Genomic DNA, 23,550 nt, shown 5'->3' on the forward strand with positions numbered 1-23,550 from the left:
CTGGAACAACAAAACAAACGCAATCGTTCTCAAAAGATGCCAAGCAGACGTGCACAGAAAACAGCAATTCAACAACGAAATCTGAATCCTGTGCTTGACTTGGAAATGTCCATATAGGACATTTCTATTTGGTTATTAGGTAGGACATTTCTACTTGGGAATAACAGCTTTTATTATTCATTTAAAATCATTTGTTTAACTATGATTAACGAGCCTAATCTGCAAAGATCAGGCTTTTTGAATGATATATCACATTCCCTGCCTAAGATTTGATGATTTTTTCAATTTTAATCAGTCAAACTCTATCCACACTCATCTATTTCCATATTCTCTGTTGTTAGAGGCAAATCGAATAATACTTCTAGATTAAAGTCACAATTTGCTTAGGCTATTTTAAAACTAGAATCATCTTATAATGAACTTAGTAAAACTTAATCTACCCAATGCACAATTGGAAATTCATGTTTTTCATGTTGAAACTCAACACTCTGCCAAATATCCTGCATTGGAATTTTGACATCAGTTGCGAGGGGTAATTTCTTCGGGTTAAATTGCATATGAGACAAGTCTTCTCCCCACGCAATCAGATCCACATCCAAAGAAATTTGATGCGATGGACGTACACGGCCTGAATCATCTTCCATTTTTTTAAGAATGGAAGTCATTTCTTCGACACTCATTTTACTTTTAAGCAAACACGCAGCATTCCAATAATCTGCACCAACGCCATCGCGACATGGAATTAAATAAATTTCAGAGAATTGAACCTGTCCAATTTCAGCAATCTGGGCAAATGCCTGCTTAAAATGGTATTCAGGATGACAATTACTCGCCAGAGCTAAGGCGAATATCGTTTCGGTGGCGTTCAAGACGAATTCCTACAGAATTTGCTTGCGCGATAATGGCAGGCTTACGGATCGTAATCATAATCGATTCAACCGCAGGAAAGGTAGTAAAAAGCGCATTTAGCACAAGCTTTGCTGCATGTTCAATCAATTTTGGCTGTGCTTTTTGAATAACAGTGGCAGAAATTTCGCAAATTTCCGCATAATTCAGCGTATGTTCCAGTTCATCAGAATTAGAAGCCTGTTCCAAACTGGTCTGGATGGTCATATCAAGCATTAGAGGCTGAATGATTTGACGTTCCCAATTGAAACATCCCACCACTGTTTCGACCTTTAAACCTTCAATGATAATTGCATCCATGTTTTTACCCTTTACTGACTTTGATTTTTGAATCTCCTTAACTTTCTTTAAAAAAAAAGGAAAAGTCCCTCTTTTATAAAGAGGGATTTAGGGAGATTTTCTCACTAATAACTTAGTTTTTTAACAACACATTTGGATCAAGAGTTTGCACCATTTGCAGTCTTTGGTCTGCATAAATATCAGTATATGGAGCAAGGATGCGCATAAAGCGATCGAAATACAGCATTTGCTTAAATAGCAAGGCAAAGTCACGCGGGAAGCGAATACCATGACGCTCGCCTACGCCAACCATATCCATCATGATGTCATTTAAATCTGCAGGATTTGAAGTGAGTAATTCCTGAGGATCGGCAAGTAATACCCCACTAAATAGACGTTCTAAATCAGCTGCGAGGACTTGAGTATCAATTTTCTTGTCAGTCATGCCCATTTTCAGCATGTTTTCTGCCATCAAGTTGTAATCAGTTTTTTGCAGTGCATCCATAAAGGCAATACAAGCTGTCCACACTTCAGGATTAAGCTGACCGACAATACCGAAATCGATAAAACCGACACGACCATCTTCAAGCAACATCAGATTGCCTGCATGTAAATCTGCATGGAAGCTGTTACACATCATCAAGCTACCAAACCAGGTATTCATGGCGGTAATCAAAACCTGAGATGGGTCTTTAGATACTTTTTTTACCACATCAAAATCAGTCAATGGCACACCATACAAGCGTTGCATGGTTAAAACACGACGGGTTGAATATTGATGATAAACTTTTGGTGCAGTCGCTTTCTGGTTTTGCGTCACATTCAGATAATTGACAAAATCATCTAGGTTTTGTGCTTCTTCAATAAAATCGACTTCACGCACCATACGGGTTTTAATTTCATCAACAATATCGGCAAGTGATGCAAATTTAACTTTTGGTACCGCTTTTTCTAAAATTTTGGTGGCCCAGTGCAAGACATTTAAGTCGGTATAAAGAATGGTTTCTACACCCGGCTTTTGCACTTTAATCACCACATCTTCACCAGTCACCAGTTTAGCTGCATGAACTTGTGCAATAGAGGCCGAAGCTAAAGGCTTTTCATCAATTGAAATGAAGATTTCATCCAGATTTCTGCCTGCAAACTCAGAGGCCAATACGCCTTGTACATAACTAAAAGGCAATGACGGAGTTTGATCCAAACAGCCTTGAAATTCCTCGACATATTCACGTGGAAATAATGAAGGTGTGCTGGCAATAAACTGCCCGAGCTTGATATAAGTTGAACCTAAGGATTCAAAAGTTTCACGCATCAGTTTTGCGTTACTTGGTTTTTCTGTGGCGTATTTAATGCCGGCTTTTGCTGCAATGACAGCTGTTTCCCCCACACGGGCAACTGAACGCAGGCCATCTAACCAGATATTGTTTTTCATAATGTCAGCTTAGAATTAAATTGAAGTGAGTGTAGCAAAAAAATATTGCTTTGCAGGTCTATCTTGCCTGACAGATTGGACAATCTGTATCTTTTTCGAAAGCAAGTAAACGTTGCTTCATGCTTAGACCATCCCAGAGCATCAGTTTTTGCTTCAGTGGTGTTTTGCCTAGTCCCAAATAAAGCAAGGCATGATGTGCTTGTAAGCTTGCCATGACGTTCGGTGTAGTCGCTAATACACCAGAATCGGCACAGCGCAGGTTTTCATTAGCATGCTGCTCTTTGGGAAATAGACATTCATAACACGCCGATTCCCTTTCAACCATAAACAGTTGTCCCTGAAAACCAATCGCTGAGGCACTGATTAAAGGCACACCAAATTGCTGGCAGGTTTGATTAACGAGGTAACGTGTAGTGAAATTATCGCAGCCATCTAAAACCAGATCTTGATTTGAAATCAGTTGTTCTGCATTGCTTTCATACAGCTTTACAGTTTGAGATTCAACACGAATATGCGGATTAATTTGTTTTAAACGTTTAGCCAGTATTTCGGATTTATAAAAACCAATATTTTCTTCTACATAGGCTATTTGCCGTTGCAGATTACTCATTTCGATCGTATCAGCATCAATCAAGGTAATTTGACCAACACCTGCACGCGCCAGAAGTTCTGCTGTGGTACAACCAATTCCACCGCAACCTACGATTAAGACATTGGCAAGTTTGAGTTTTTCTTGTGCTTCTATATCCCAGCCATCAAGAAGAATTTGACGGCTATAAAGATGCATTTCTTCATCAGTTAACTCCAGGTCTATATCTAGATCGGTCACTTGGCAATCCCTGTCGACTAATATTATTCATTTAAGTTCAGGATGAATTATAGTTCAAAATGATGATGAAAGAGGACTAAATAAAAAAAGCACCCTTTCGGGTGCAAGAGCATGGAACTTTTAAAACTAGAATTGGTTTAACTTACTTTTTGAATTCCCTGCATTTTGGCAATTTCCTGTTGCTTGAGTAAATTGCGCTGAATTTTGCCACTGGAGGTTTTAGGTAAACCCTCTACAAATTCAATCTCCTTCGGATAAGCATGCTTCGATAAACGCGAACGTACATATTCCTGAAGCTTACAACTTAACTCACCTGAAGCTGAAAATTTCGGTTTGAGTACTACAAAAGCTTTTACCACTTCTGTTCGTTCTGGATCTGGCTTACCAATGACTGCAGACTCCAAAACTTCTTCACATTCAAGTAAAGTGCTTTCAACATCGAAAGGCCCCACACGATAACCTGACGTTGTAATTACATCGTCAGCACGACCAATGAAATCCACACCGCCAAATTCATTTAATTTAACTGTGTCACCGGTTAAATAATAATGACCAACAAAGGATTTAAGGTTATGTCCGTCATAACCTTTAAACCAGGCCAATGGTGATTGTGAATTATCAATCGCCAGAGTTCCAATACCACCTTTTTCGACTTCCTGATGATCTTTATTCAATACTGCAAAACGATGTCCCGGAATGGCATAACCGGCTGAACCGACTTTCTTTTCATGTTCCAAGGCATGATGATTGGCAATCACCATCCCCAGTTCAGTCTGTCCATATTGATCATAAATATTCACATTTAAATCATGATTAAACCAGTGAATCACTTCAGGGGTTAAAGGCTCACCTGCACTACTTACCACACGTAAATGTTCTTTAATTGAGGGATCAAATTTTTCTTTAAATCCAAAAAACATCCGGAAAGCAGTTGGTGAACCGGTTAAATTACTGACTTTATATTTTTGAATCACTTGCACGGCGTTATCTACGCTAAATGCACGCTCATCCATAATAATGCTATGACCTAGACTTAAAGGTCCGGTAATACCGTAATACAAGCCATATGCCCATCCCGGATCCGCCAGATTCCAGAAAGAATCTTGTTCACGCAAATCCACGGCATAGGTCATATACCCTTTAAATGCCAACACTGCTTTTAAAGGAACAGGAACTGATTTGGCCAAACCTGTAGTACCTGAAGTAAACATCATCAGGAAATCATCTTCAAAAGTTTGCATCACTGGTTCAAAAGATTCTGATTGTTGAGCAAATTCTGTCCAAAAATCATCATCCTGCTGATTTAATGTATTGGTTTGATGCACCGTTAAAATATGCGGTACAGTGACACCATTCAGTTTTGGACGTTGATCTTCATTGGTCACAATCAATTGGGTTTTGGCAGTATTGATACGATGTTCAATAGCTTTAGATTCAAACGCAGTAAACAATGGCTGATAAATTGCACCCATGCGCCAGGTCGCTAAAATGGTAATCAGCAGTTCAGGGGTACGCGGTAATAATCCGGCAATGCAATCCCCTGCTTTTAAGCCTATGGATGCAAAATAATTTGCCAATTTTCCAGATGCTTCCGCCAACTGTTCAAAGGTCCATTCGGCAGACTCGCCATTTTTACTTTCCCAGATTAGGGCAGTTTTATTTGAACCGAGATAACGCTCGCAACATTCAACATAGGCATTGACTGACTGAGATGTACCGACCAGTTGTTCCGCGAGAAAATCATCAAAATTAAACTCTTGATATGCCTGTTCTAATGTCTTCATGACCACAACCTCTCATCCGTTCTTTTATTGAACAAAGCTCCTGCTTTGTTGATCCATTTTGCTTATTGTTCTCATTCTAAAAATGCCAAAATGCATTCAGCATTTTTAATCTTTTAACTTCACTATTCACCTAGATAAACATGCTTGATGTCATCCTGCAATTTCCGAATCCATCAAAAAATGTGCAGGATTTGAGCACCAACCAAAGTCTAAAATTCAACCACAGTTAAATCGTTATTTAGATTTTAGTGACTTCACGTGCAATGACTAAACGCTGAATGTCCGATGCCCCTTCATAAATCTGGCTGACCCGTACATCACGGTAAATCCGCTCTACTGGAAAATCAGACACATAGCCATAACCGCCATGAATTTGAATCGCATCTGAACACACCCGTTCCGCCATGGTAGACGCAAACAGTTTCGCCATTGAAGCTTCTTTTAAACAGGGTAAACCTGCATCTTTTAAAGTGGCGGCATGGAAAATCAGTTGTCGTGCCGCTTCAATTTGCGTCGCCATATCCGCTAGACGAAATGCAACCGCTTGATGTTGAACAATCTCTACACCAAATGCTTTACGTTCATTGGCATATTCCACAGCAGCATCAAGTGCAGCACGTGCCATGCCGACAGATTGCGCAGCAATACCGATTCGCCCAGATTCCAGGTTAGACAAAGCGATTTTGTAGCCTTCACCTTCCTTACCCAATAAATTTTCGGCAGGAATCCGGCAATTTTCAAAAATGATGGTTGCGGTATCTGAACAGTGTTGTCCCATCTTTTCTTCAAGACGCGAAACGATATAACCTTCTGTGTCTGTAGGAACGAGGAAACAGGAAATGCCTTTTTTCCCTGCAGCTTTATCCGTCACCGCAAAGACAATCGCCACTTGTGCATGCTTACCTGTAGTAATGAACTGTTTGGTGCCATTGAGTACCCAAAAATCACCATTACGTTCTGCCTTGCATTCAAGTGCACCGGCATCCGAACCTGCTTGAGGTTCTGTTAAGCAAAAACATCCTAGCCATTCGCCTGTCGCCAGTTTAGTTAGATATTTTTGTTTTTGTTCTTCTGTGCCGTAGCGTTGAGTAATCCCACAAGGGAGCGAATTTTGCACGCTGACAATCGTTGAAATGGCTCCATCACCTGCAGCAATTTCCTCTAAAGCGACCACGAGGGATACATAATCCAGACCTGCACCGCCCCATTTTTCTGACACGGTCATGCCTAAGGCACCAAGTTCACCCAGTTCTTTTAATTCTTGTGCAGGGAATTTGGCAGTTTTATCGCGTTCAGCCGCAGTGGGTTTCAGCTTGTTTTGCGAATAATTGCGCAGCATATCCTGAACCATCTTTTGTTCATCATTTAAAATCATTGAGGATCCCTTTCTATATCTATTTTATTCATTTCAAGCTGTTTGATATTTACATTATTCGGATGTACGTGACGGCGACATGGATGTCACCTGCGAAACTGAGATACAAGGACGTATCTTCAGTTCGTAAAGGATTTTTGTTTCTTTTGATCCTTCAAAAGAAAATGCATGCTTATACGAAGCTATTCAAATCTGAGTAGAAATTTGCAGCTATACAGATTCAATTCTCTATAAAAATCCGTATCATTTAGGCTGCATACGAATCGCGCCATCCAGACGAATCACTTCACCATTCAAATACGCATTTTCAAAAATATGTCCCACCAAATGTGCAAACTCTTCCGGTTTGGCTAAACGTGGTGGAAACGGCACCATCTGTCCTAAAGCATCCTGTACATTTTGTGGCATGCCTTTCAACATTGGGGTTTCCATAATGCCTGGTGCAATGGTCATTACACGAATCGCTTCACGCGCAAGCTCACGTGCCAAAGGCAAAGTCATGGCAACCACGGCACCTTTCGATGCTGCATAAGCGGACTGACCAATTTGACCATCAAATGCAGCAACTGAAGCTGTATTTACGATGACACCGCGTTCTTCTTCACCTGCTTTTAATTCATATTTCGCTATCAAATTTGCAGCAAAACGAATCATGTTGAATGTACCGCTGACATTAATATTTAAAACTTTTTGGAACATGGCAAAATCATGCATGCCATCACGTCCAAGTACTTTGGCAGATGGAGCGATTCCGGCACAATTGACCAAACCATTTAATTGCCCATACTCTTTTTCAACATTGTCAAAAAATACTTTTACCGCATGCTCATCAGTCACATCCAGTTTTACAAAGACTGAGTGCTCACCTAAACGCTGTTGCATTTCCAGACCAAGCTCTTGATTCATATCGACCATGATGACTTTTGCACCTTGACCGACCAAATACGTTGCTGTTGCTGCACCTAATCCGGAGGCACCGCCTGTCACAACAAACACTTTTCCTTGAATTTTCATTTTATATTCCTGTCAATTCTTTGTATGAACACTCGACTTAAGATGCAGAGTAAATGCAGTTAAGCTAGAGTACAATTTCCAAATAATGCATCCTGAATGATGGATTCGGACAGTCCAATCTATCGCACAAATGAACTGAACATGGACATCAGTACATGAATGAACAAGAGTTAAACGACAGCAAAGGAACCATCTCAATCAGTCTTGTCCATGAGGCACTACTGTCTGCCGACCATCAAGGATTGAACATACAGAATATCCTACTCAAATCCGGTATTCCTGTTGAGTTAATGCAATCCAGTAAAGCACGTGTTTCAGTGTCACAATATGCTCAGCTTTGGATTGAACTGGCTGACGCCATGAATGACGAATTTTTTGGCATGGATAGCCATCCGATGCGTCGTGGCAGTTTTAAACTGTTATCACAATCCGTCATGCATGCCGAAACACTGGAAAAAGCGGTTCAACATATTTTGCAATTTTTAAATCTGGTTCTGGATGATTTTTCGAGCCAATTATTTGTTCAGGAAAACTACGCTTATATCGTGATTTACGAGCAAAAGCAGACCAAAAGAATGTTCAGCTATGCCACCTATTTAATGCTGATTCATGGCTTGATGTGCTGGTTAAGCGGGCAAAGAGTTTTACTCAAGCAGATTCAACTCAAATGCGATGCTCCGCTGGATGATCAGGACTATAAAGTCCGGTTTTGTGAAAATATTCAATATAATAGCAATGAAAACTACATTCAGTTCGATGCCAATTATTTAAACATTCAGATCAAGCAAGATATGCAATCATGGTATCGGTTCATTCAGCAAACCCCACACAATCTATTGGTGCGTTTTAAAAATCCGAATGCCATTAGCTCTCAAATACGTAAACACTTAATGAACGTTCCACCTGCTGAATGGTTAGAACTGAATGAAATTGCACAACGTTTAAATATGTCCGATGCTACCATTCAAAGGCGCTTAAAAAGTGAAGGCGTAAGTTATCAACAACTTAAAAATGATATCCGGCGTGATAGCGCAATTGAATTTCTCACCAAAACAGACAAAACCCTACAAGACATTAGTGATGAATTAAGCTTCCATGACCCAAGTGCATTTCACCGTGCTTTCAAGAAATGGACAGGTGTCAGTCCGGGGGCTTATCGTCAACATAAAGAGCAGTAAGGGACTTGTATTTACATAGGTTAAAATCATTATTTAATAATTTTTAAAGTTTTCATTGGCTTAAAAAATCGACCCGCCATTCATCGAAAGATATTTGCATAAAGTTCCAAAATAGGTTATTTTTCACTCAATTTAAAAGCATAGTTTTATGCTTAATCTGCTGTTATCCTCCTCGTGGAATCACCTTAAATTAAAGGTTCTGACATGCTTAAGATGATTGATGTACTAGAGCAAAGTTTAGTGCAAAATTTTACTCATTCTCTCAACACTCACACTTCTCAATTTGATGAGCTATTGAATCAAGGTATTTTAAATGCTTCTGATTCTGCCCTTCAAAAGGCTGTCATCAGCTTTTTTAATCGTGCAGATGCCGTTGAATCAGCACAAGCACTCGACATCAGCGCAGACCGTATTCAAGCTTTACAAACGGGTGTAGCTTTAAAAGATGATCAATATCTTGCAGATACTGCAAAAATTGTGGCGCTTTGTTTAGCACTCGAAACGGATACGCTTACACAATTAGAAATATCAGATTGTTTACAAGATTTTCCGGTATAAATCTGAAATAAATTTAAAAAAGCGACTTCAGTAAGTCGCTTTTTTTGGCTCAATTTGATCGATCTGAATACAGATCAACACAATATTTCTTTTTATTCATTCGCTTGAAACATGGCATTAACCACCAGCTCTATTTTTTGCTGAATCGGTAGCAGATCAATCACGGTATTTTTAGGCCACTCAAGGCATCAATCAATAACTCCCCAATGATTGCCCCCCCAAATATGAAGATGAAAGATATCGAGATATAGCAACCTTCGTTCAAATAATCTTTTATCGAAAATAGTCTTCTATTTAAATGTGTAATAAAAAATGCTGGTAAAAATTGGCATCTTTTTACCACCTTACCTAATTTGTAATTACGTAATAATTACAATGAAATTTCACCCTATATCCTTAATTCTAAAATATTTTTATTTTACTTTTATTCATGCCTATGGATGTTTTTAATATAATGGTTTTATAGCGCCCTACTTACTCCCAGCACCCAGTAGCTTATGGCAGTCTTTAGTAGAATTATCTGAAGGCGCTTTATGGCTACATATCTGGACCAGTACTTGGCGGCTATTTTTAGGTTTCTTTATCGGCAGTGGTCTTGCGTTGGTTTTTGCCATTCTGGTCGGTTTAAACAGGCAAGCCGAAGAATTTCTGGAACCTTCTTTTTCCGCACTCAAATCGATTCCCAGCCTAGCCTGGATGTTTATGATTGCCGCCGAACTGATTGCCGCAACCCAAGGAATCGGTTATTTACTCAGTGATGGACGGGAAACTTCTCGACCTGACATTGTCATTATTGCGATTATCTTATTGGCCATTTTAGGAAAACTAACCGATAGTTTAATGAAACTTGCTGAAAACCGGCTGTTACTCTGGCGGGATGTAGTCAAAAAATAAAGCGCTCAAAAGCGCTTTATTTTTAAATCGATTACTTTTCAGCTATCTTGAACAGCCAATCGTCACACGGTTATTGCCGCCGTAATCTTTAATGGTTTGAATATCTTTATAACCATATTTTTTAAACAGTTGATACACCACACCAGCTTGATCATAACCATGCTCAAGTGCAACCCAACCGTTGGCAGTTAACCACTTTTTACCATTTTGAATAATGAATTCAATATCAGCCAATCCATTATTGCCTGCAACCAAAGCACGACGAGGCTCTGCCGCTAAACCTTTAATGTGTTTATCCTGAGGATCAATATATGGCGGATTCGATACAATCACATCAAAGAACTGGTTTTTTTCTAATGCTTTAAACCAACTACCACATGAGAATTTCACATGATTCAAATCATGCTTATCCGCATTAAATTTTGCAACTTCTAAAGTTGGCGCATAAATATCTGTTGCTGTTACTTCCCATTCAGGACGTTCACTGGAAAGTGATAAAGCAATTGCACCTGTGCCTGTACCCAAATCAACGATACGCGCATCTTCAGGCAAGTCCAAATGTAAAACCGATTCCACCAGAACTTCTGTATCTGGACGCGGCACCAAAGTATCTTTGGTCACTTTTAAATCTAGCGTCCAAAAGGGCTGTGAACCTGTCACATACGCTAAAGGTTCGCCATCTTCTATTCGGTTTAAACCATCAAGATAAGCTTGTTCTTGCTCAGCTGTCAGTTGCTGATCCTTTTTCATGATCAAATCAAAAGAATCAATTTTGGTGATATGTTCGAGCAACCAAGCATTTTCTTGGCGTTCATAACTTTCTGCTTCACCACGTAAGGCCAAAGCCTGTGCAATATTCAATTAACCACCATTCTGTTGTGCAAGCATTGCTAACTGATCCGCCTGATATTCGCGGTGTAAACTGTCGAGCAATTCTGTTAAATCACCTTCCATCACGGCATCTAACTTATATAAGGTTAAGTTAATACGGTGATCGGTCATACGGCCTTGCGGATAGTTATAGGTACGGATACGCTCTGAACGGTCACCTGAACCAACCAAGTCACGGCGCATTTCAGAGGTTGCCGCATCGGCAGCGGCACGTTTGGCATTTTCCAAACGTGAAACCAGTAAAGCCATGGCTTTGGCTTTGTTTTTATGCTGTGAACGTTCGTCCTGACATTCCACCACTGTACCTGTTGGAATGTGGGTAATACGCACCGCAGAGTCAGTTTTGTTAATGTGCTGACCACCGGCACCCGATGCACGGTAGGTATCAATGCGCAGTTCAGATGGATTGATTTCAACTGAGGTATCAACATCCACTTCTGGAAGGATCGCAACGGTACATGCAGAAGTATGTACACGACCTTGAGACTCGGTTGCAGGTACACGCTGTACACGGTGTGCGCCACTTTCAAACTTCAGGCGACCATACACACCTTCGCCATTAATCAGGCAAATGACTTCTTTATAACCGCCATGCTCACCTTCATTCTCAGACAGAATTTCGAGTTTCCAGCCTTGAGTTTCAGCGTACTTGCTATACATGCGATATAAGTCACCCGAGAAAATCGCTGCTTCATCACCACCGGTTCCGGCACGAATTTCCAGATAGGCAGAGTTGGCATCATTCGGATCTTTCGGAATCATCAGAATATTTAAATCAGATTCAAGCGACTCAATTAACGCTTTATTCTCTTTAATTTCTTCTTGTGCCATTTCCTTAAAGTCAGGATCAGACAACATGGCTTCAGCAGTTTCAATATCTTTTTCAGCTTGGGTGTACTTTTTCCAAACTTCGGTAATTTCCGTTAAGTCATTATGTTCACGCGAAAGTTGACGAAAGCGTTTGTTGTCAGAAATGACTTCTATATCCGCAAGCAATGCGTTTAATTCTTCATGACGGTCAGAAAGTTGATCTAATCGTAAACGTAACGATTCTTTCATTTTGCAAAATATCTCAATACAAAGGCTATCTCCATGCCTTTATATGACATAGATCAGCGCAAAAAAATTGTGCCTAGTGTAACGATTCTAAGGGTTAAATGACATAGATATTGTGGGGACAAAACCACATATAAAAAGGGATTTTTTTAAGACGGGATCTAAATCAATTCTCGTTTCATTCATATTTCTCTTATAAATGTTTATTTTATGAGCATTTCTCAACGCTGTTAATATAACTTTACAAAGCAGACACTAAACGCCACAACTCTGATTGCTCCTCTCCACATTTCCCGAAAATCTTTTTGTTACATTTGCTCCATCGAAATAACTGACTGACAACGTCCGCTTTTTGGACACGGAGTTAACTATGAAACTGAATGCATTATTATTAAGCGCAACTTTAGCTGCATCATCAATGATGGCAGTTAATGCTCATGCCGACAATTCAACTCGTATTGCTGCAACTTCTGCTTTAGGTAGTGTCGCGGGTACTGCCCTTGGTAAGCAAATGGGTGGTAATACTGGCGCAATGATCGGTTCTGCAATTGGTGGTGCTGGTGGTGCTGCAGTTTCTGCGGATCGACGTAATCGTACCGGTGCTGCAATTGGTGGCGGTCTAGGCGGTGTAGGTGGTTATGCAGTAGGTAAAAACGTGGGTGGTACTACGGGCGGTTATATCGGTTCTGCATTAGGTGCTGCCGGTGGTTCAGTTTTAGGTAAAAAAGTATCAGAAGATCGTCGCGCTGACCAACGCTCTTACAAAAAACATTCTAAAAAATACTATCGCAGCCATCGTTAATACACGATCTGTTGACATAACAAAAAAGCACCTTCGGGTGCTTTTTTCGTTTATTGCCCTTATCGCCTGTTAATTATGGATAAATTTGGAAGAGAAAAATACAAGCGATTAACAAGCTATCCATCCTCAATGCAACGCTTTGCCCTATCTTAGCCTCAAGAGATAACAAAAGATTCCCACTGGAGTTCACCATGAAATTTAATTCAATTTTATTTGCTACAGTAATTGCAACTTCTGCTATTGCGACGACAGCAACTTATGCAGGCAATAGTACCAATGTTGCTTTAACCTCTGCGCTTGGTAGCGTAGTGGGTACTGCAGTGGGTAAACAAATGGGTGGCAATACCGGTGCCATGATTGGTTCTGCACTTGGCGGTGCGGGTGGTGCTGCTGTTTCAGCCAATAAACGTGACCGTACTGGTGCTGCAATCGGTGGTGGTTTAGGTGGTGTGGGTGGTTACACTGTCGGTAAAAGTGTTGGCGGTACAAATGGCGGCTATATCGGTTCTGCTTTAGGTGCTGCCGGTGGTTCACTCCTTGGTAAAAAAGTCAGTGAAGACCGCCGTTATGATGATCGTACAGACCGCCGTTATAATAGCTATAATAACCGTCGCTATAATCGCCGTTAATTTTCAAATTTTATTTTTAAAGCACTTTCGGGTGCTTTTTTACTTTTATCATGATGATGCATGATTAATTATGAATAAATCAGGAAGAAAAAAAATACAAACCAGTAACAACTCATCCATCTTCCTTTCCACATTTTTTATTACATTTAACCCAAGAGATAACAAAAGCTTCAAAAAGGAGTTTGCCATGAAATTTAATTCAATCATTCTTGCTGCTGTAGTAACTTCATCTGCTTTAACCATGACTACGGCCCATGCAGGCCATACAACAAATACAGCCTTAACTTCTGCTCTAGGGGGTGTCGTCGGTGCCGCTGTCGGTAAACAAATGGGTGGTACCACGGGTGCAATGATTGGTTCCGCTGTTGGTGGTGGTGCAGGTGCTGGTGTTGCTGCTAACAAACGTGACCGTACTGGCGCTGTGATTGGCGGTGCTTTAGGTGGTGCGGGTGGCTATACCGTAGGTAAAAACATGGGTGGCACCAATGGTGGCTATATTGGCGCTGGCTTAGGTTCTGCCGGTGGTGCAATCTTGGGTAAAAAAGTCAGTGAAGACCGCCGTTATGATGATCGATATGATCGTGACGACCGTCGCTATGATCGCCGTTATAATAGTTACCGTTATAATGACCGCCACGACAATGGCCGCCATTTAGGCTGGAACAAACATCGTTAATTCCAAAGATTCAATTTAAAGCACCTTCGGGTGCTTTTTTTATTTAAATGCTGCAATTACTTAATTCATACCCACAACCCTAATATATCGAAAAAAAACGATATACAAACTCACTCAGTCATCGTATGCTTTTCTTAGATTTCATACTTGAGAAAACCAATGCGTTCATTAAAAGACATCCAATTTTCAATACTTGAACTTGCACCCGTCCGTGATGATAAAAGCATTCAATTTTCACTGCATCATGCTTTGGAAGTAGCACAAAAAGCCGAACAATTAGGCTACAAACGTCTGTGGCTTGCAGAACATCATAATATGGACGGCATTGCCAGTTCAGCAACGGCCGTTTTACTGGGTTATATCTTAGCGAATACTACGACTTTAAAAGTCGGTTCGGGTGGCATCATGTTGCCTAACCATGCTCCTTTGGTGGTTGCAGAACAATTTGGTACTTTGGCAACCCTTTATCCGAATCGTGTTGAATTGGGTCTTGGCCGAGCACCAGGTACAGACCAAGTCACCATGCGTGCCTTACGCCGTGGTCGCCAGGAAACTGAAGATCAGTTTCCACAAGATGTACTGGAAATCCTGCAATACTTTAAAGAACCGCTACCGCATCAACGTATTGTTGCAACACCGGGACAAAGTACTCATGTTCCAGTGTGGCTTTTAGGTTCAAGTTTATTCAGTGCACAACTGGCTGCAAAATTAGGACTTCCCTATTCATTTGCCTCACATTTTGCGCCACGCATGCTCGATCAAGCGATCAAACTCTATAGAGAAAACTTTGAACCTTCTGAATATCTGGATCGCCCTTATGTTTCCATGGTTGTTCCAACTGTAGTTGCTCAGACAGATGAAGAAGCTCAATATCTAGCCACCAGTGCCTATCAACGTGTATTGGGTTTAATGCGTGGACAAAGCTTAAAACTCAAAGCCCCTGTTGAAACCATGGAAGGACTTTGGTCACCTGCAGAAAAAATGTCAGTCGACAACTTCTATGCGATGGCACAAATTGGTTCAGCAGAGACAGTCAAGGCCGGATTAGAAAAGCTGTTAGAAAAATATAATGTTGATGAGTTTATCTTCACCTGTGATATTTACGATACAGATAAACGTATTCAGAACTTTGAATTATTAATGGATATCAAAAATTCTTGATACTTTTAAAATTTCCAATAGCACCTACACAGGTGCTATTTTTTTATATCAATATCCATTCAGCTGTCATTTTATCTATTTTATGTCGATTCGATTGGACAATATTTGCGATCTTTTTTAGCTTAGACATAATAGCTATATAAAAATAATCCAATACAAAAAATGGAAAATAGGATGAATCAATATATTAATAAACCTAGCTTTGCATTTATTGCTGTAAGTTGGGTTGCGCTTATCACGGGTGCAGCTGCATATATCATCGGCTTATTTAACGCGTCAATGTTACTCAATGAAAAAGGCTATTATTTAATCCTGATTTTATATGGCTTATTCGCTGCTGTATCTTTGCAAAAAATTGTCCGCGATAAACTTGAAGGCATTCAAGTGACTACGATTTATTTTGGACTTTGCTGGGCATCAATCGTGATCTGCATCGCATTGCTTGCCATTGGTTTATGGAATGCCTCACTTGAATTAAGTGAAAAAGGGTTTTATATCATGGCATTTTTACTGAGTTTATTTGGTGCAGTTGCGGTTCAAAAAAATATTCGCGATTTAGACTATCTCAGAACACATACCCAGCCACCAAGTGTCCCCCATTACTCCACTACACAATTTCAACCTATAGAACATGATGAGGAAAAAAACTAAGCTTTTATAAGCATCATGAATAGAAATAAGACTTATTCTTTCATGGCAGGTCTTGATTTTTTATAAGTTCACAACTAAAAAATTATGAAGATAAAGCAGATGAGAATCACTATACCACAGTGATTTTTCCAAGATGTAATGAAAATCAAATGAGAGTCATCGCAACGATTAACATTAAACTATTTTATCCTAAGCACATAAAAGCCTAAATCATAAGCAAAAATTAATCTACATTCGAAACAATCACATAGTTGCGATGACTGACCAGAGTTCAAAAAAATCTTTACCAAAAGTTCCAACTTGGATATACCAAAGAGTAGAACCAACCGTGACAAAGTAAAACAAGAAAGGATATGTAAATGGTTAACAAGAAAAAGAATCCATTGGATGGCTTCTTTCAAAATACGCCCGATTTTTTTCAGAACTTCAAAGGCAAAATTGTTGCCGCTGAAGATATAAAACTGTGTGATTTTTCCAATTTAAATGTGGCTATTGTCGGTGCAAACCAAATGACCGTGACGCATTTAGATCAAATCTGTAATCATGCAAAATTGGTTAAAATATTTCAAATTGCACCGCATTTTATTTTGCCACACACAGAAAAAGGCATTCATAAACTGCTTTCACATCCTTTAATTATTAAAAATCGCCGCTTATTTAACAATCGCGTCAAGTCATTATTGGCTATTCGCTATCTTGAATCACAAATGAAAGACAACTGGTTAAAACGTCAGTTAATGCCCAACTCGGCCAGTGAAAATAAAGTGTTCTTTAAGTCAGATACTTACTATGCAGCATTACAGCGTGAAAACTGCAAGTTAATTACCTGGCCGGTGGTTAAAATTACAGAACAAGCGGTACAGAGCATGGAAGGCATTGAACACTTGGTGGACGTGATTATCACGACCTATTAAGTTTTAAGCATAAAAAGAGGCGGATATGCCTCTTTTTTTATCGATCAATTTATTTCACCGTACCAATATATTGGTAATTGTAGTTATTCTTTTGATAACGCAAATAATTTTGTGTCAATTCACCTGATGGCTTAATCACTAGAATATCAATTTTTTGAAGATCTGCAGATACACGAATATAGAGTCGATCCATATCAAAAGGCTCTATATTTTTTGGATAATAATTACAGTCATAACGGACATTAATCTGATCCAGTGCTTTTGTTTTCGTCTTAAACACATTCACACTTTTATATTGTGCATTTTCAACTTGAGTCGCTTGAATGCCATATTGCCCCTCACAACCACTCCCAATATACCTTTTAGAAACAAGATAGGTGGGAACATTATTCAATCGAGTTTGACGAATGGCTTTAATAAATCCCCCATCATTGAGTGCGTGTGTAATGACTTTATTACCTTGTTTAAACTGCACATAGGACTCAAATTCACGCATTGAACCACCCGCAGAAATATTAAACGTATAAAACTTGAGCTTTCGATCAGGACTGTAATTCAATAAAAGTAAGTTTTTATCGACTAATTTTTTAAATGGGTATTCAAAACTTTGTGCATTTTTCTCAATAAAATTTGCGACTTTTGATGCAACTTCTTGATTGATGCCATCATTCTCATAGCGATCAGTCAGACTAATTTTATAATATTTATTGATAATATCAGTTTCAAAATTTGCCACAGATTCTGCAAAAGTCTGGCTATTTACCAGACTCAGCATAGCGAAAAAAAGAGCAATTGTTTTTAGCTTTAATATTTTATACATATAACAATCCTCTTAATTTTCGATTATATAGAGTAGAGTTAAAGATTAATTTAACTCTACTTTTACTTTAACCAATACGACGTTTAAGACCTGTCATCTGTAAAACCCGGGTTGAAATTTCTTCAATCGACATTTCCGAAACATTCAAATATTTAATTCCTTCAGAAATATAAATTCCTTCAACCGCACGAAGTTCCATCTGACATTGACTGAAACTTGCATAACGGCTATTGGCTTTGCGTTCAGTACGAATCGCTACAAGACGCTCCGCATCAATCATTAAACCAAACAGTTTATTTTTATGTGGGCGCAATACTGCAGGCAAACGGTTGTCATCCAGGTCTTCTTCGGTTAACGGATAGTTCGCCACACGAATGCCAAATTGTAATGACAAATAAATTGAGGTTGGGGTTTTGCCTGAACGTGACACGCCAATCAAGATTAAATCGGCTTTGTCATAATGACGTGTACGTGCGCCATCATCGTTATCCAGGGCAAAATGCACCGCGTCAATACGTGCCTTATAAGACTCGGAATCGGTCACAGCATGGGTTTGTCCGACTAAAGTTGTAGGCGCAGTACCCAGCACTTCAGACAGTTTTCCAATAAGCCCTTCAAAAACATCAAGATTTACTGCATTTGCAGTGTTAATAATGTCACGTACATACGGATCTACCAGGGTATCAAACACCAACGGTTGCTGCCCATCACGATCAGCGCGCTGATTGATTTCCGCAACTACATTCATTGCGGCTTCTTCAGAGCTAATATAAGGAATAATATGAATGTCAAAATCTACATGAGGAAACTGTGCTAACAGTGAGTGCCCAAGGGTTTCAGCAGTAATTGCCGTACCATCAGAGATAAAAAATACACTGCGCTTAATTTGTTTACCTTCTGACATTAAAATTCTCCTTAAATATTTGTCTAAGTACTGTAAAATCTTTATAGTAAACCGATCTTACATGACTGTCGCCGAGTTAAATCAAAAAGCCGCGCGATTTGTTATAATTTCATGCCAAGATAGTGATTAATACTGCAAAAGTGGAGTAACAACTTTGGAAGCGCGCGTAATTGGTCTAGAAAAATTAGGGAAACACGACGTTGAACTTGTAGGTGGGAAAAACTCATCTTTAGGTGAAATGATCAGCCACTTATCTAATGCTGGTGTGTCAGTACCAGGTGGTTTCGCAACTACAGCGGCTGCTTATCGTGAATTTCTCGAGCAAAGTGGCCTAAACGCTAAAATTCATGCAGAGCTATCAACGTTAAATGTTGATGATGTAAATGCTCTTGCAGCAACTGGCGCCAAAATTCGCCAATGGATTGTCGATACTCCGCTTACAGCAGAACTTGAAAAAGAAGTTCGCGACGCTTTCGCTGAATTATCTAACGGCAACTCTGACATCGCGGTTGCCGTTCGTTCATCTGCAACTGCAGAAGACTTACCAGACGCTTCTTTTGCCGGTCAACAAGAAACCTTCTTGAACATCCGTGGTATCGATAACGTTCTCATTGCAATCAAAGAAGTATTTGCATCTTTGTACAATGACCGCGCGATCTCTTACCGTGTACACCAAAACTTCGATCACGACGTTGTTGCTTTATCTGCTGGTGTACAACGCATGGTACGTTCTGAAACTGGTGCAGCTGGTGTAATGTTTACACTAGATACAGAATCTGGTTTCCGTGATGTGGTATTCATTACTGCATCTTATGGTTTGGGTGAAATGGTTGTTCAAGGTGCAGTAAACCCTGACGAATTCTACCTATCTAAACCATTATTAAACGCTGGTAAACATTCTGTCCTGCGTCGCAATCTTGGTTCTAAACACCAAAAAATGATTTATGGCGAAGAAGCTTCTGCTGGTAAATCTGTGGTTGTTGTAGACGTTGAAAAACAGGATCGCCAACAATTTGCATTAAATGATCACGAACTTCAAGAACTTGCTAAACAAGCATTGATCATTGAAAACCATTACGGTTCACCAATGGACATCGAATGGGCGAAAGATGGCGACGACGGTCAAATCTATATCGTTCAAGCACGTCCTGAGACAGTAAAAAGCCGTGAAAATGTCGGCACAATGGAACGCTACCTATTGAAACAAAAAGGTACCGTAGTTTGTGAAGGCCGTTCAATTGGTCAACGTATCGGTTCTGGTAAAGTACGTATCGTTTCTTCAATCAAAGAAATGGACAAAGTACAAGACGGTGACGTACTTGTATCTGACATGACTGACCCAGACTGGGAACCAGTAATGAAACGTGCAGCTGCGATTGTAACCAATCGTGGTGGTCGTACTTGTCACGCAGCAATTATTGCACGTGAGCTTGGCGTTCCAGCAATCGTGGGTTGTGGTAATGCCACTGAAGTATTAGTAGACGGTCAAGAAGTGACTGTGTCTTGTGCTGAAGGTGATACAGGCTTCATCTACGAAGGTGCTTTAGATTTCGAAGTTCAACGTAACTCTATCGAATCTATGCCAGCACTTCCGTTCAAAATCATGATGAACGTCGGTAACCCTGACCGTGCATTTGACTTCGCCCAAATTCCAAACGAAGGGATTGGTCTTGCACGTTTAGAATTCATCATCAACCGTATGATTGGTGTGCATCCTAAAGCATTATTGAATATTGACAGCCTGCCACGCGAAACTCGTGCAGCTGTAATGGCACGTACTGCTGGTTACTCTTCTCCAATCGAATTCTATGTAGAAAAATTGGTTGAAGGTATTTCGACTCTTGCGGCTGCTTTCGCTAACAAACCAGTAATCGTTCGTATGTCTGACTTCAAGTCAAACGAATATGCGAACCTGATCGGTGGTAAGTTATACGAGCCAGAAGAAGAAAACCCAATGCTTGGTTTCCGTGGTGCTAGTCGTTACGTTTCTGACAACTTCCGTGACTGCTTCGAACTAGAATGCCGCGCATTGAAGAAAGCACGTGATGAAATGGGCTTAACCAACATTCAAATCATGATTCCTTTCGTACGTACCGTTGCTGAAGCGAAACGTGTGATCGAGTTATTAGCGCTTAATGGTCTTAAACGCGGTGAAAACGGTCTTAAAGTAATCATGATGTGTGAATTGCCAACCAATGCATTGTTAGCTGAACAGTTCCTTGAACACTTCGATGGTTTCTCTATCGGTTCTAATGACTTGACTCAGTTAACACTTGGTCTTGACCGTGACTCTGGTATCGTTTCTCATCTGTTCGACGAACGCGATCCAGCGGTTAAAGCCCTCCTTTCTATGGCGATTCATGCATGCCGTAAAGCAGGTAAATACGTAGGTATTTGTGGTCAAGGTCCTTCTGACCATCCAGATCTTGCTAAATGGTTGATGGAACAAGGTATTGAGTCGGTTTCTTTAAACCCGGACTCAGTTTTAGACACTTGGTTCTTCCTTGCTGAAGAAAAAGCTCAACAAGCTTAAGAAACTATGTTAAAAAAAGACCCACATTTGGGTCTTTTTTTTCATCTATAATTTAAGGGTTTGCTATACAAACCTAATTTACGTTTTGAGATTTAATATTTATGCAAATTTACTTGGCTCGTAATAATCAACAAGCTGGTCCATACACCTTAGAGCAGTTGAACCAAATGCTCGCTAGTCAGCAAGTTCTGCTTACAGATTTGGCTTGGCATCAAGGCATGACCGAATGGAAAGCTTTAGGTGAATTAACCCAAGGTAAACTTGTATATCAACCTGAAGGTTATATAGCTCCTACAGCTATCCCTGAGCAAACCCCTTTTCAGAATTCCAGCTTTAACAAAATACATGTTGAAAAAAAAGCAGCACAAAATAATGAGCTTGCTTCCATTAGCACCAGAGTCTTAGCAAAAATTATCGATTTATTGCTCTGGTTACCTGCGGCTGCCATTCCATCTTTTTTCTTAAAACCCGATCAAGTTAACCAGCTATCAGAAATTCAACAAAAGATGCAATCTGCAGACACATCAACTCAAGCAGTCCAGTTACAACAGCAATTATTTACCCTCATTCCAGCAGAAGCTTGGCAAGCAATGCTTATCTATATCATTATTATGCTTGGAATTCAGGCATTTATGTTGGCGAAATCCGGGCAAAGTATTGGCAAAAAACTAACCAAGATCAAAATTGTAGATGTAGAAAGTGGTGAGAAAGTAAGCTTAATGCGTGCATTTACTTTACGCAGTTTCATCTTTATTATTTTAAATTTGCTGTTTATGCCGTTTATCACCATCCTTGACCATGTTTTTGCGATTGGCGAAAAACGTCAAACTTTGCATGACAAGCTCACAAAAACCAAAGTGGTCAAACAATAATCACACAATAAACAGGGATTTTTTATATCCCTGTTTTTCCCCAGAATATTGATATTCAAATAAAATTATTATCTTGAAAGTTTAATTCCGAGTAAAAAAATCAGTTTTTATAACAGTCATTTAAAGCCCCTTTACATATAGCTTAGTTCAACAATATGAGGCATAATGCCTCACAACGTAGCGGTGTCTCATGATTGGGAAGGATTTTCTATGCTTAGAATATCTAAGCGAAAATAAAACATTTCCAATCATGCGACACTTTAATCGCTATCCCATATTAAATTAGGGAATGGGACTCTTCACCGAGGTTGTAAAATGAGACAAACAATTTTAGCTGTATTGTCTTTATCTGCGATGGCTGCACTCTTGACTGGGTGTGGCGGTGATATGGTACTTCTAAACTCAAAAGGTCCAGTTGCTGAAGGTCAAAGTAACCTGATGATGACTGCGATCTATTTAATGCTTTTGGTGGTCATTCCATCAGCAATTATGGCATTGTGGTTTGGATGGAAATATCGCGCATCGAATAAAGATGCAGACTATAAACCTACATGGGCACACTCAACTGCAATTGAAATTGTAGTATGGGGTATACCTGTCATTATTATTGGTATTCTAGCGTGGTTAACTTGGTGGGGTTCCCACAAGTATGACCCATACCGTCCGGTCGAATCTGATAAAGCACCTTTAACTGTTCAAGTTATTGCTGAACAATTCAAATGGATCTTCATCTACCCTGAACAAAACATTGCGACTGTTAACGAAATCCGCTTCCCAGAGAAAACTCCGGTTACTCTTCGTTTAACTTCGAACTTCACAATGAACTCGTTCTTTATCCCTGCATTGTCTGGTCAGATTTATGCAATGGCGGGTATGCAGACTCACTTGAACTTCTTGGCAGACGAAACTAGCCCAGCTGAAGGCTACCGCGGTTTCTCTTCTAACTATTCAGGTTATGGCTTCTCACAAATGCGCTTCCGTGCACATTCTGTAACAGATGCTCAGTTTGCTGAATGGGTAGCAGCAGTTAAAGCAGGCAAAGGTACTTCAGTAAATCCTAATGCAGTTCAAAAAGCTGTTTTAGACCAAGCTGAATTTGCAGCTTTACGTGACGGCAACCGTTCTAAGCACCAAATCGAAGTAATGGTTGTGAATGCCCAAACTCCTGAAGAAAAGGCTGCTGCTGAAGCAATGAAGTCTTATCCGACTAAGCCACACCCAGTGACTTATTATTCTTCGGTAGAGCCTAAATTGTTCGAATCAGTGATTAACAGATACATGAGTAACTACCACGGTGCTGACCATTCAGCAACTGCTGGTCACGAAGCTGCTGCTTCTGGTGCTCATGCAGATGTTGAACATGCGACTGCAGCTTCTGTAGAGGAATAAGAC

The 23,550-nt window shown here is 40.0% G+C and carries 22 protein-coding genes and 1 pseudogene; 12 read left to right on the top strand and 11 right to left on the bottom strand.

Going from position 1 to position 23,550, the window contains the following annotated elements:
• Nucleotides 1–431: 431 nt before the first annotated feature.
• The 7 genes from E0409_RS14260 to E0409_RS14290 all read right to left on the bottom strand — a co-directional run bounded on the left by E0409_RS14260 (nucleotide 432) and on the right by E0409_RS14290 (nucleotide 7,619).
• Nucleotides 432–869: a 2-amino-4-hydroxy-6-hydroxymethyldihydropteridine diphosphokinase gene (locus E0409_RS14260; protein ID WP_131291906.1), complete on the bottom strand. Its 438-nt coding sequence runs from the start codon at nucleotides 867–869 to the stop codon at nucleotides 432–434.
• Nucleotides 826–1,206, bottom strand: a complete 381-nt coding sequence (gene folB, locus E0409_RS14265; protein WP_067726224.1) for a dihydroneopterin aldolase — start codon at nucleotides 1,204–1,206, stop codon at nucleotides 826–828. The genes E0409_RS14260 and folB overlap by 44 nt, the downstream gene beginning before the upstream one ends.
• A 112-nt stretch (nucleotides 1,207–1,318) precedes the next feature.
• The gene (locus E0409_RS14270) at nucleotides 1,319–2,617 is read right to left on the bottom strand and encodes an ABC1 kinase family protein (RefSeq protein WP_131291908.1); all 1,299 of its coding nucleotides are present in this window, start codon (nucleotides 2,615–2,617) and stop codon (nucleotides 1,319–1,321) included.
• 58 nt (nucleotides 2,618–2,675) lie between these two features.
• Nucleotides 2,676–3,446: a HesA/MoeB/ThiF family protein gene (locus E0409_RS14275; protein WP_502699840.1), complete on the bottom strand. Its 771-nt coding sequence runs from the start codon at nucleotides 3,444–3,446 to the stop codon at nucleotides 2,676–2,678.
• 137 nt (nucleotides 3,447–3,583) lie between these two features.
• The gene (locus E0409_RS14280; protein ID WP_131291910.1) at nucleotides 3,584–5,230 is read right to left on the bottom strand and encodes an AMP-binding protein; all 1,647 of its coding nucleotides are present in this window, start codon (nucleotides 5,228–5,230) and stop codon (nucleotides 3,584–3,586) included.
• A gap of 238 nt (nucleotides 5,231–5,468) precedes the next feature.
• A complete protein-coding gene (locus E0409_RS14285; protein WP_131291911.1) occupies nucleotides 5,469–6,605 on the bottom strand; it encodes an acyl-CoA dehydrogenase family protein in 1,137 nt (378 codons plus the stop codon).
• Between the two features lie 243 nt (nucleotides 6,606–6,848).
• Nucleotides 6,849–7,619, bottom strand: a complete 771-nt coding sequence (locus tag E0409_RS14290) for a 3-hydroxyacyl-CoA dehydrogenase (protein ID WP_131291913.1) — start codon at nucleotides 7,617–7,619, stop codon at nucleotides 6,849–6,851.
• A gap of 155 nt (nucleotides 7,620–7,774) precedes the next feature.
• On the opposite strand from E0409_RS14290, the gene E0409_RS14295 reads away from it, so the two are divergent.
• The 3 genes and pseudogenes from E0409_RS14295 to E0409_RS14305 all read left to right on the top strand — a co-directional run.
• Nucleotides 7,775–8,797 (top strand): AraC family transcriptional regulator, encoded by a 1,023-nt coding sequence (locus E0409_RS14295; RefSeq protein ID WP_131291915.1) that lies wholly within the window; start codon nucleotides 7,775–7,777, stop codon nucleotides 8,795–8,797.
• Nucleotides 8,798–9,001: 204 nt separating this feature from the next.
• Nucleotides 9,002–9,355, top strand: coding sequence for a hypothetical protein (locus E0409_RS14300; protein WP_131291917.1), 354 nt, complete (start codon nucleotides 9,002–9,004; stop codon nucleotides 9,353–9,355).
• 453 nt (nucleotides 9,356–9,808) lie between these two features.
• Nucleotides 9,809–10,249, top strand: a pseudogene (locus E0409_RS14305) (ABC transporter permease); the annotation flags it as partial.
• A gap of 42 nt (nucleotides 10,250–10,291) precedes the next feature.
• Here the strand turns inward: E0409_RS14305 and prmC are convergent.
• Both prmC and prfA read right to left on the bottom strand, forming a co-directional pair.
• Entirely contained in the window at nucleotides 10,292–11,110 is an 819-nt protein-coding gene (gene prmC / locus E0409_RS14310; RefSeq protein WP_131291919.1) for a peptide chain release factor N(5)-glutamine methyltransferase, read from the bottom strand.
• Nucleotides 11,111–12,199 carry a peptide chain release factor 1 gene (prfA, locus tag E0409_RS14315; protein ID WP_131291921.1) on the bottom strand — a complete coding sequence of 363 codons (1,089 nt, stop codon included), beginning with the start codon at nucleotides 12,197–12,199 and terminating at the stop codon, nucleotides 11,111–11,113.
• A 367-nt stretch (nucleotides 12,200–12,566) separates the two neighbouring features.
• Here prfA and E0409_RS14320 point away from each other — a divergent pair, with 367 nt between their 5' ends.
• From E0409_RS14320 to E0409_RS14345, 6 genes are all read left to right on the top strand, one after another.
• Nucleotides 12,567–12,998, top strand: a complete 432-nt coding sequence (locus E0409_RS14320; protein ID WP_131291923.1) for a hypothetical protein — start codon at nucleotides 12,567–12,569, stop codon at nucleotides 12,996–12,998.
• Nucleotides 12,999–13,189: 191 nt separating this feature from the next.
• A complete protein-coding gene (locus E0409_RS14325; RefSeq protein WP_131291926.1) occupies nucleotides 13,190–13,627 on the top strand; it encodes a glycine zipper domain-containing protein in 438 nt (145 codons plus the stop codon).
• Between the two features lie 187 nt (nucleotides 13,628–13,814).
• Entirely contained in the window at nucleotides 13,815–14,303 is a 489-nt protein-coding gene (locus E0409_RS14330; protein ID WP_131291928.1) for a hypothetical protein, read from the top strand.
• 159 nt (nucleotides 14,304–14,462) lie between these two features.
• Entirely contained in the window at nucleotides 14,463–15,464 is a 1,002-nt protein-coding gene (locus E0409_RS14335) for an LLM class flavin-dependent oxidoreductase (protein WP_131291930.1), read from the top strand.
• A 174-nt stretch (nucleotides 15,465–15,638) separates the two neighbouring features.
• The gene (yiaA, locus tag E0409_RS14340) at nucleotides 15,639–16,115 is read left to right on the top strand and encodes an inner membrane protein YiaA (protein WP_131291932.1); all 477 of its coding nucleotides are present in this window, start codon (nucleotides 15,639–15,641) and stop codon (nucleotides 16,113–16,115) included.
• 359 nt (nucleotides 16,116–16,474) lie between these two features.
• Nucleotides 16,475–17,029, top strand: coding sequence for an NAD(P)/FAD-dependent oxidoreductase (locus E0409_RS14345; protein ID WP_131291934.1), 555 nt, complete (start codon nucleotides 16,475–16,477; stop codon nucleotides 17,027–17,029).
• A gap of 49 nt (nucleotides 17,030–17,078) precedes the next feature.
• Here the strand turns inward: E0409_RS14345 and E0409_RS14350 are convergent, their stop codons facing one another.
• On the bottom strand, nucleotides 17,079–17,849 hold the full coding sequence (locus tag E0409_RS14350; protein WP_131291936.1) for a hypothetical protein: 771 nt from the start codon (nucleotides 17,847–17,849) through the stop codon (nucleotides 17,079–17,081).
• Nucleotides 17,850–17,916: 67 nt separating this feature from the next.
• Complete coding sequence (gene ppsR, locus E0409_RS14355; RefSeq protein ID WP_131291938.1) at nucleotides 17,917–18,753, bottom strand: posphoenolpyruvate synthetase regulatory kinase/phosphorylase PpsR; 837 nt, start codon at nucleotides 18,751–18,753, stop codon at nucleotides 17,917–17,919.
• 154 nt (nucleotides 18,754–18,907) lie between these two features.
• Between ppsR and ppsA the strand changes: the two genes are divergently transcribed.
• The 3 genes from ppsA (at nucleotide 18,908) to cyoA (ending at nucleotide 23,547) form a co-directional block, all read left to right on the top strand.
• Nucleotides 18,908–21,286: a phosphoenolpyruvate synthase gene (ppsA, locus tag E0409_RS14360; protein ID WP_131291940.1), complete on the top strand. Its 2,379-nt coding sequence runs from the start codon at nucleotides 18,908–18,910 to the stop codon at nucleotides 21,284–21,286.
• A gap of 101 nt (nucleotides 21,287–21,387) precedes the next feature.
• Nucleotides 21,388–22,158, top strand: a complete 771-nt coding sequence (locus E0409_RS14365) for an RDD family protein (RefSeq protein ID WP_131291942.1) — start codon at nucleotides 21,388–21,390, stop codon at nucleotides 22,156–22,158.
• Between the two features lie 315 nt (nucleotides 22,159–22,473).
• Nucleotides 22,474–23,547: a ubiquinol oxidase subunit II gene (cyoA, locus tag E0409_RS14370; protein WP_131291944.1), complete on the top strand. Its 1,074-nt coding sequence runs from the start codon at nucleotides 22,474–22,476 to the stop codon at nucleotides 23,545–23,547.
• Nucleotides 23,548–23,550: the final 3 nt, after the last annotated feature.

This window comes from Acinetobacter sp. ANC 4862 (assembly GCF_004336635.1).
GTDB lineage: Bacteria > Pseudomonadota > Gammaproteobacteria > Pseudomonadales > Moraxellaceae > Acinetobacter.

Bases quoted from the DNA above. Each gene is read 5' to 3' on its own strand.
- folB (WP_067726224.1), bottom strand. From the start codon at position 1,206: ATGGATGCAATTATCATTGAAGGTTTAAAGGTCGAAACAGTGGTGGGA.
- E0409_RS14270 (WP_131291908.1), bottom strand. From the start codon at position 2,617: ATGAAAAACAATATCTGGTTAGATGGCCTGCGTTCAGTTGCCCGTGTG.
- E0409_RS14280 (WP_131291910.1), bottom strand. From the start codon at position 5,230: ATGAAGACATTAGAACAGGCATATCAAGAGTTTAATTTTGATGATTTT.
- E0409_RS14285 (WP_131291911.1), bottom strand. From the start codon at position 6,605: ATGATTTTAAATGATGAACAAAAGATGGTTCAGGATATGCTGCGCAAT.
- E0409_RS14290 (WP_131291913.1), bottom strand. From the start codon at position 7,619: ATGAAAATTCAAGGAAAAGTGTTTGTTGTGACAGGCGGTGCCTCCGGA.
- E0409_RS14295 (WP_131291915.1), top strand. From the start codon at position 7,775: ATGAATGAACAAGAGTTAAACGACAGCAAAGGAACCATCTCAATCAGT.
- E0409_RS14300 (WP_131291917.1), top strand. From the start codon at position 9,002: ATGCTTAAGATGATTGATGTACTAGAGCAAAGTTTAGTGCAAAATTTT.
- prfA (WP_131291921.1), bottom strand. From the start codon at position 12,199: ATGAAAGAATCGTTACGTTTACGATTAGATCAACTTTCTGACCGTCAT.
- E0409_RS14320 (WP_131291923.1), top strand. From the start codon at position 12,567: ATGAAACTGAATGCATTATTATTAAGCGCAACTTTAGCTGCATCATCA.
- E0409_RS14325 (WP_131291926.1), top strand. From the start codon at position 13,190: ATGAAATTTAATTCAATTTTATTTGCTACAGTAATTGCAACTTCTGCT.
- E0409_RS14330 (WP_131291928.1), top strand. From the start codon at position 13,815: ATGAAATTTAATTCAATCATTCTTGCTGCTGTAGTAACTTCATCTGCT.
- E0409_RS14335 (WP_131291930.1), top strand. From the start codon at position 14,463: ATGCGTTCATTAAAAGACATCCAATTTTCAATACTTGAACTTGCACCC.
- yiaA (WP_131291932.1), top strand. From the start codon at position 15,639: ATGAATCAATATATTAATAAACCTAGCTTTGCATTTATTGCTGTAAGT.
- E0409_RS14345 (WP_131291934.1), top strand. From the start codon at position 16,475: ATGGTTAACAAGAAAAAGAATCCATTGGATGGCTTCTTTCAAAATACG.
- E0409_RS14350 (WP_131291936.1), bottom strand. From the start codon at position 17,849: ATGTATAAAATATTAAAGCTAAAAACAATTGCTCTTTTTTTCGCTATG.
- ppsR (WP_131291938.1), bottom strand. From the start codon at position 18,753: ATGTCAGAAGGTAAACAAATTAAGCGCAGTGTATTTTTTATCTCTGAT.
- E0409_RS14365 (WP_131291942.1), top strand. From the start codon at position 21,388: ATGCAAATTTACTTGGCTCGTAATAATCAACAAGCTGGTCCATACACC.
- cyoA (WP_131291944.1), top strand. From the start codon at position 22,474: ATGAGACAAACAATTTTAGCTGTATTGTCTTTATCTGCGATGGCTGCA.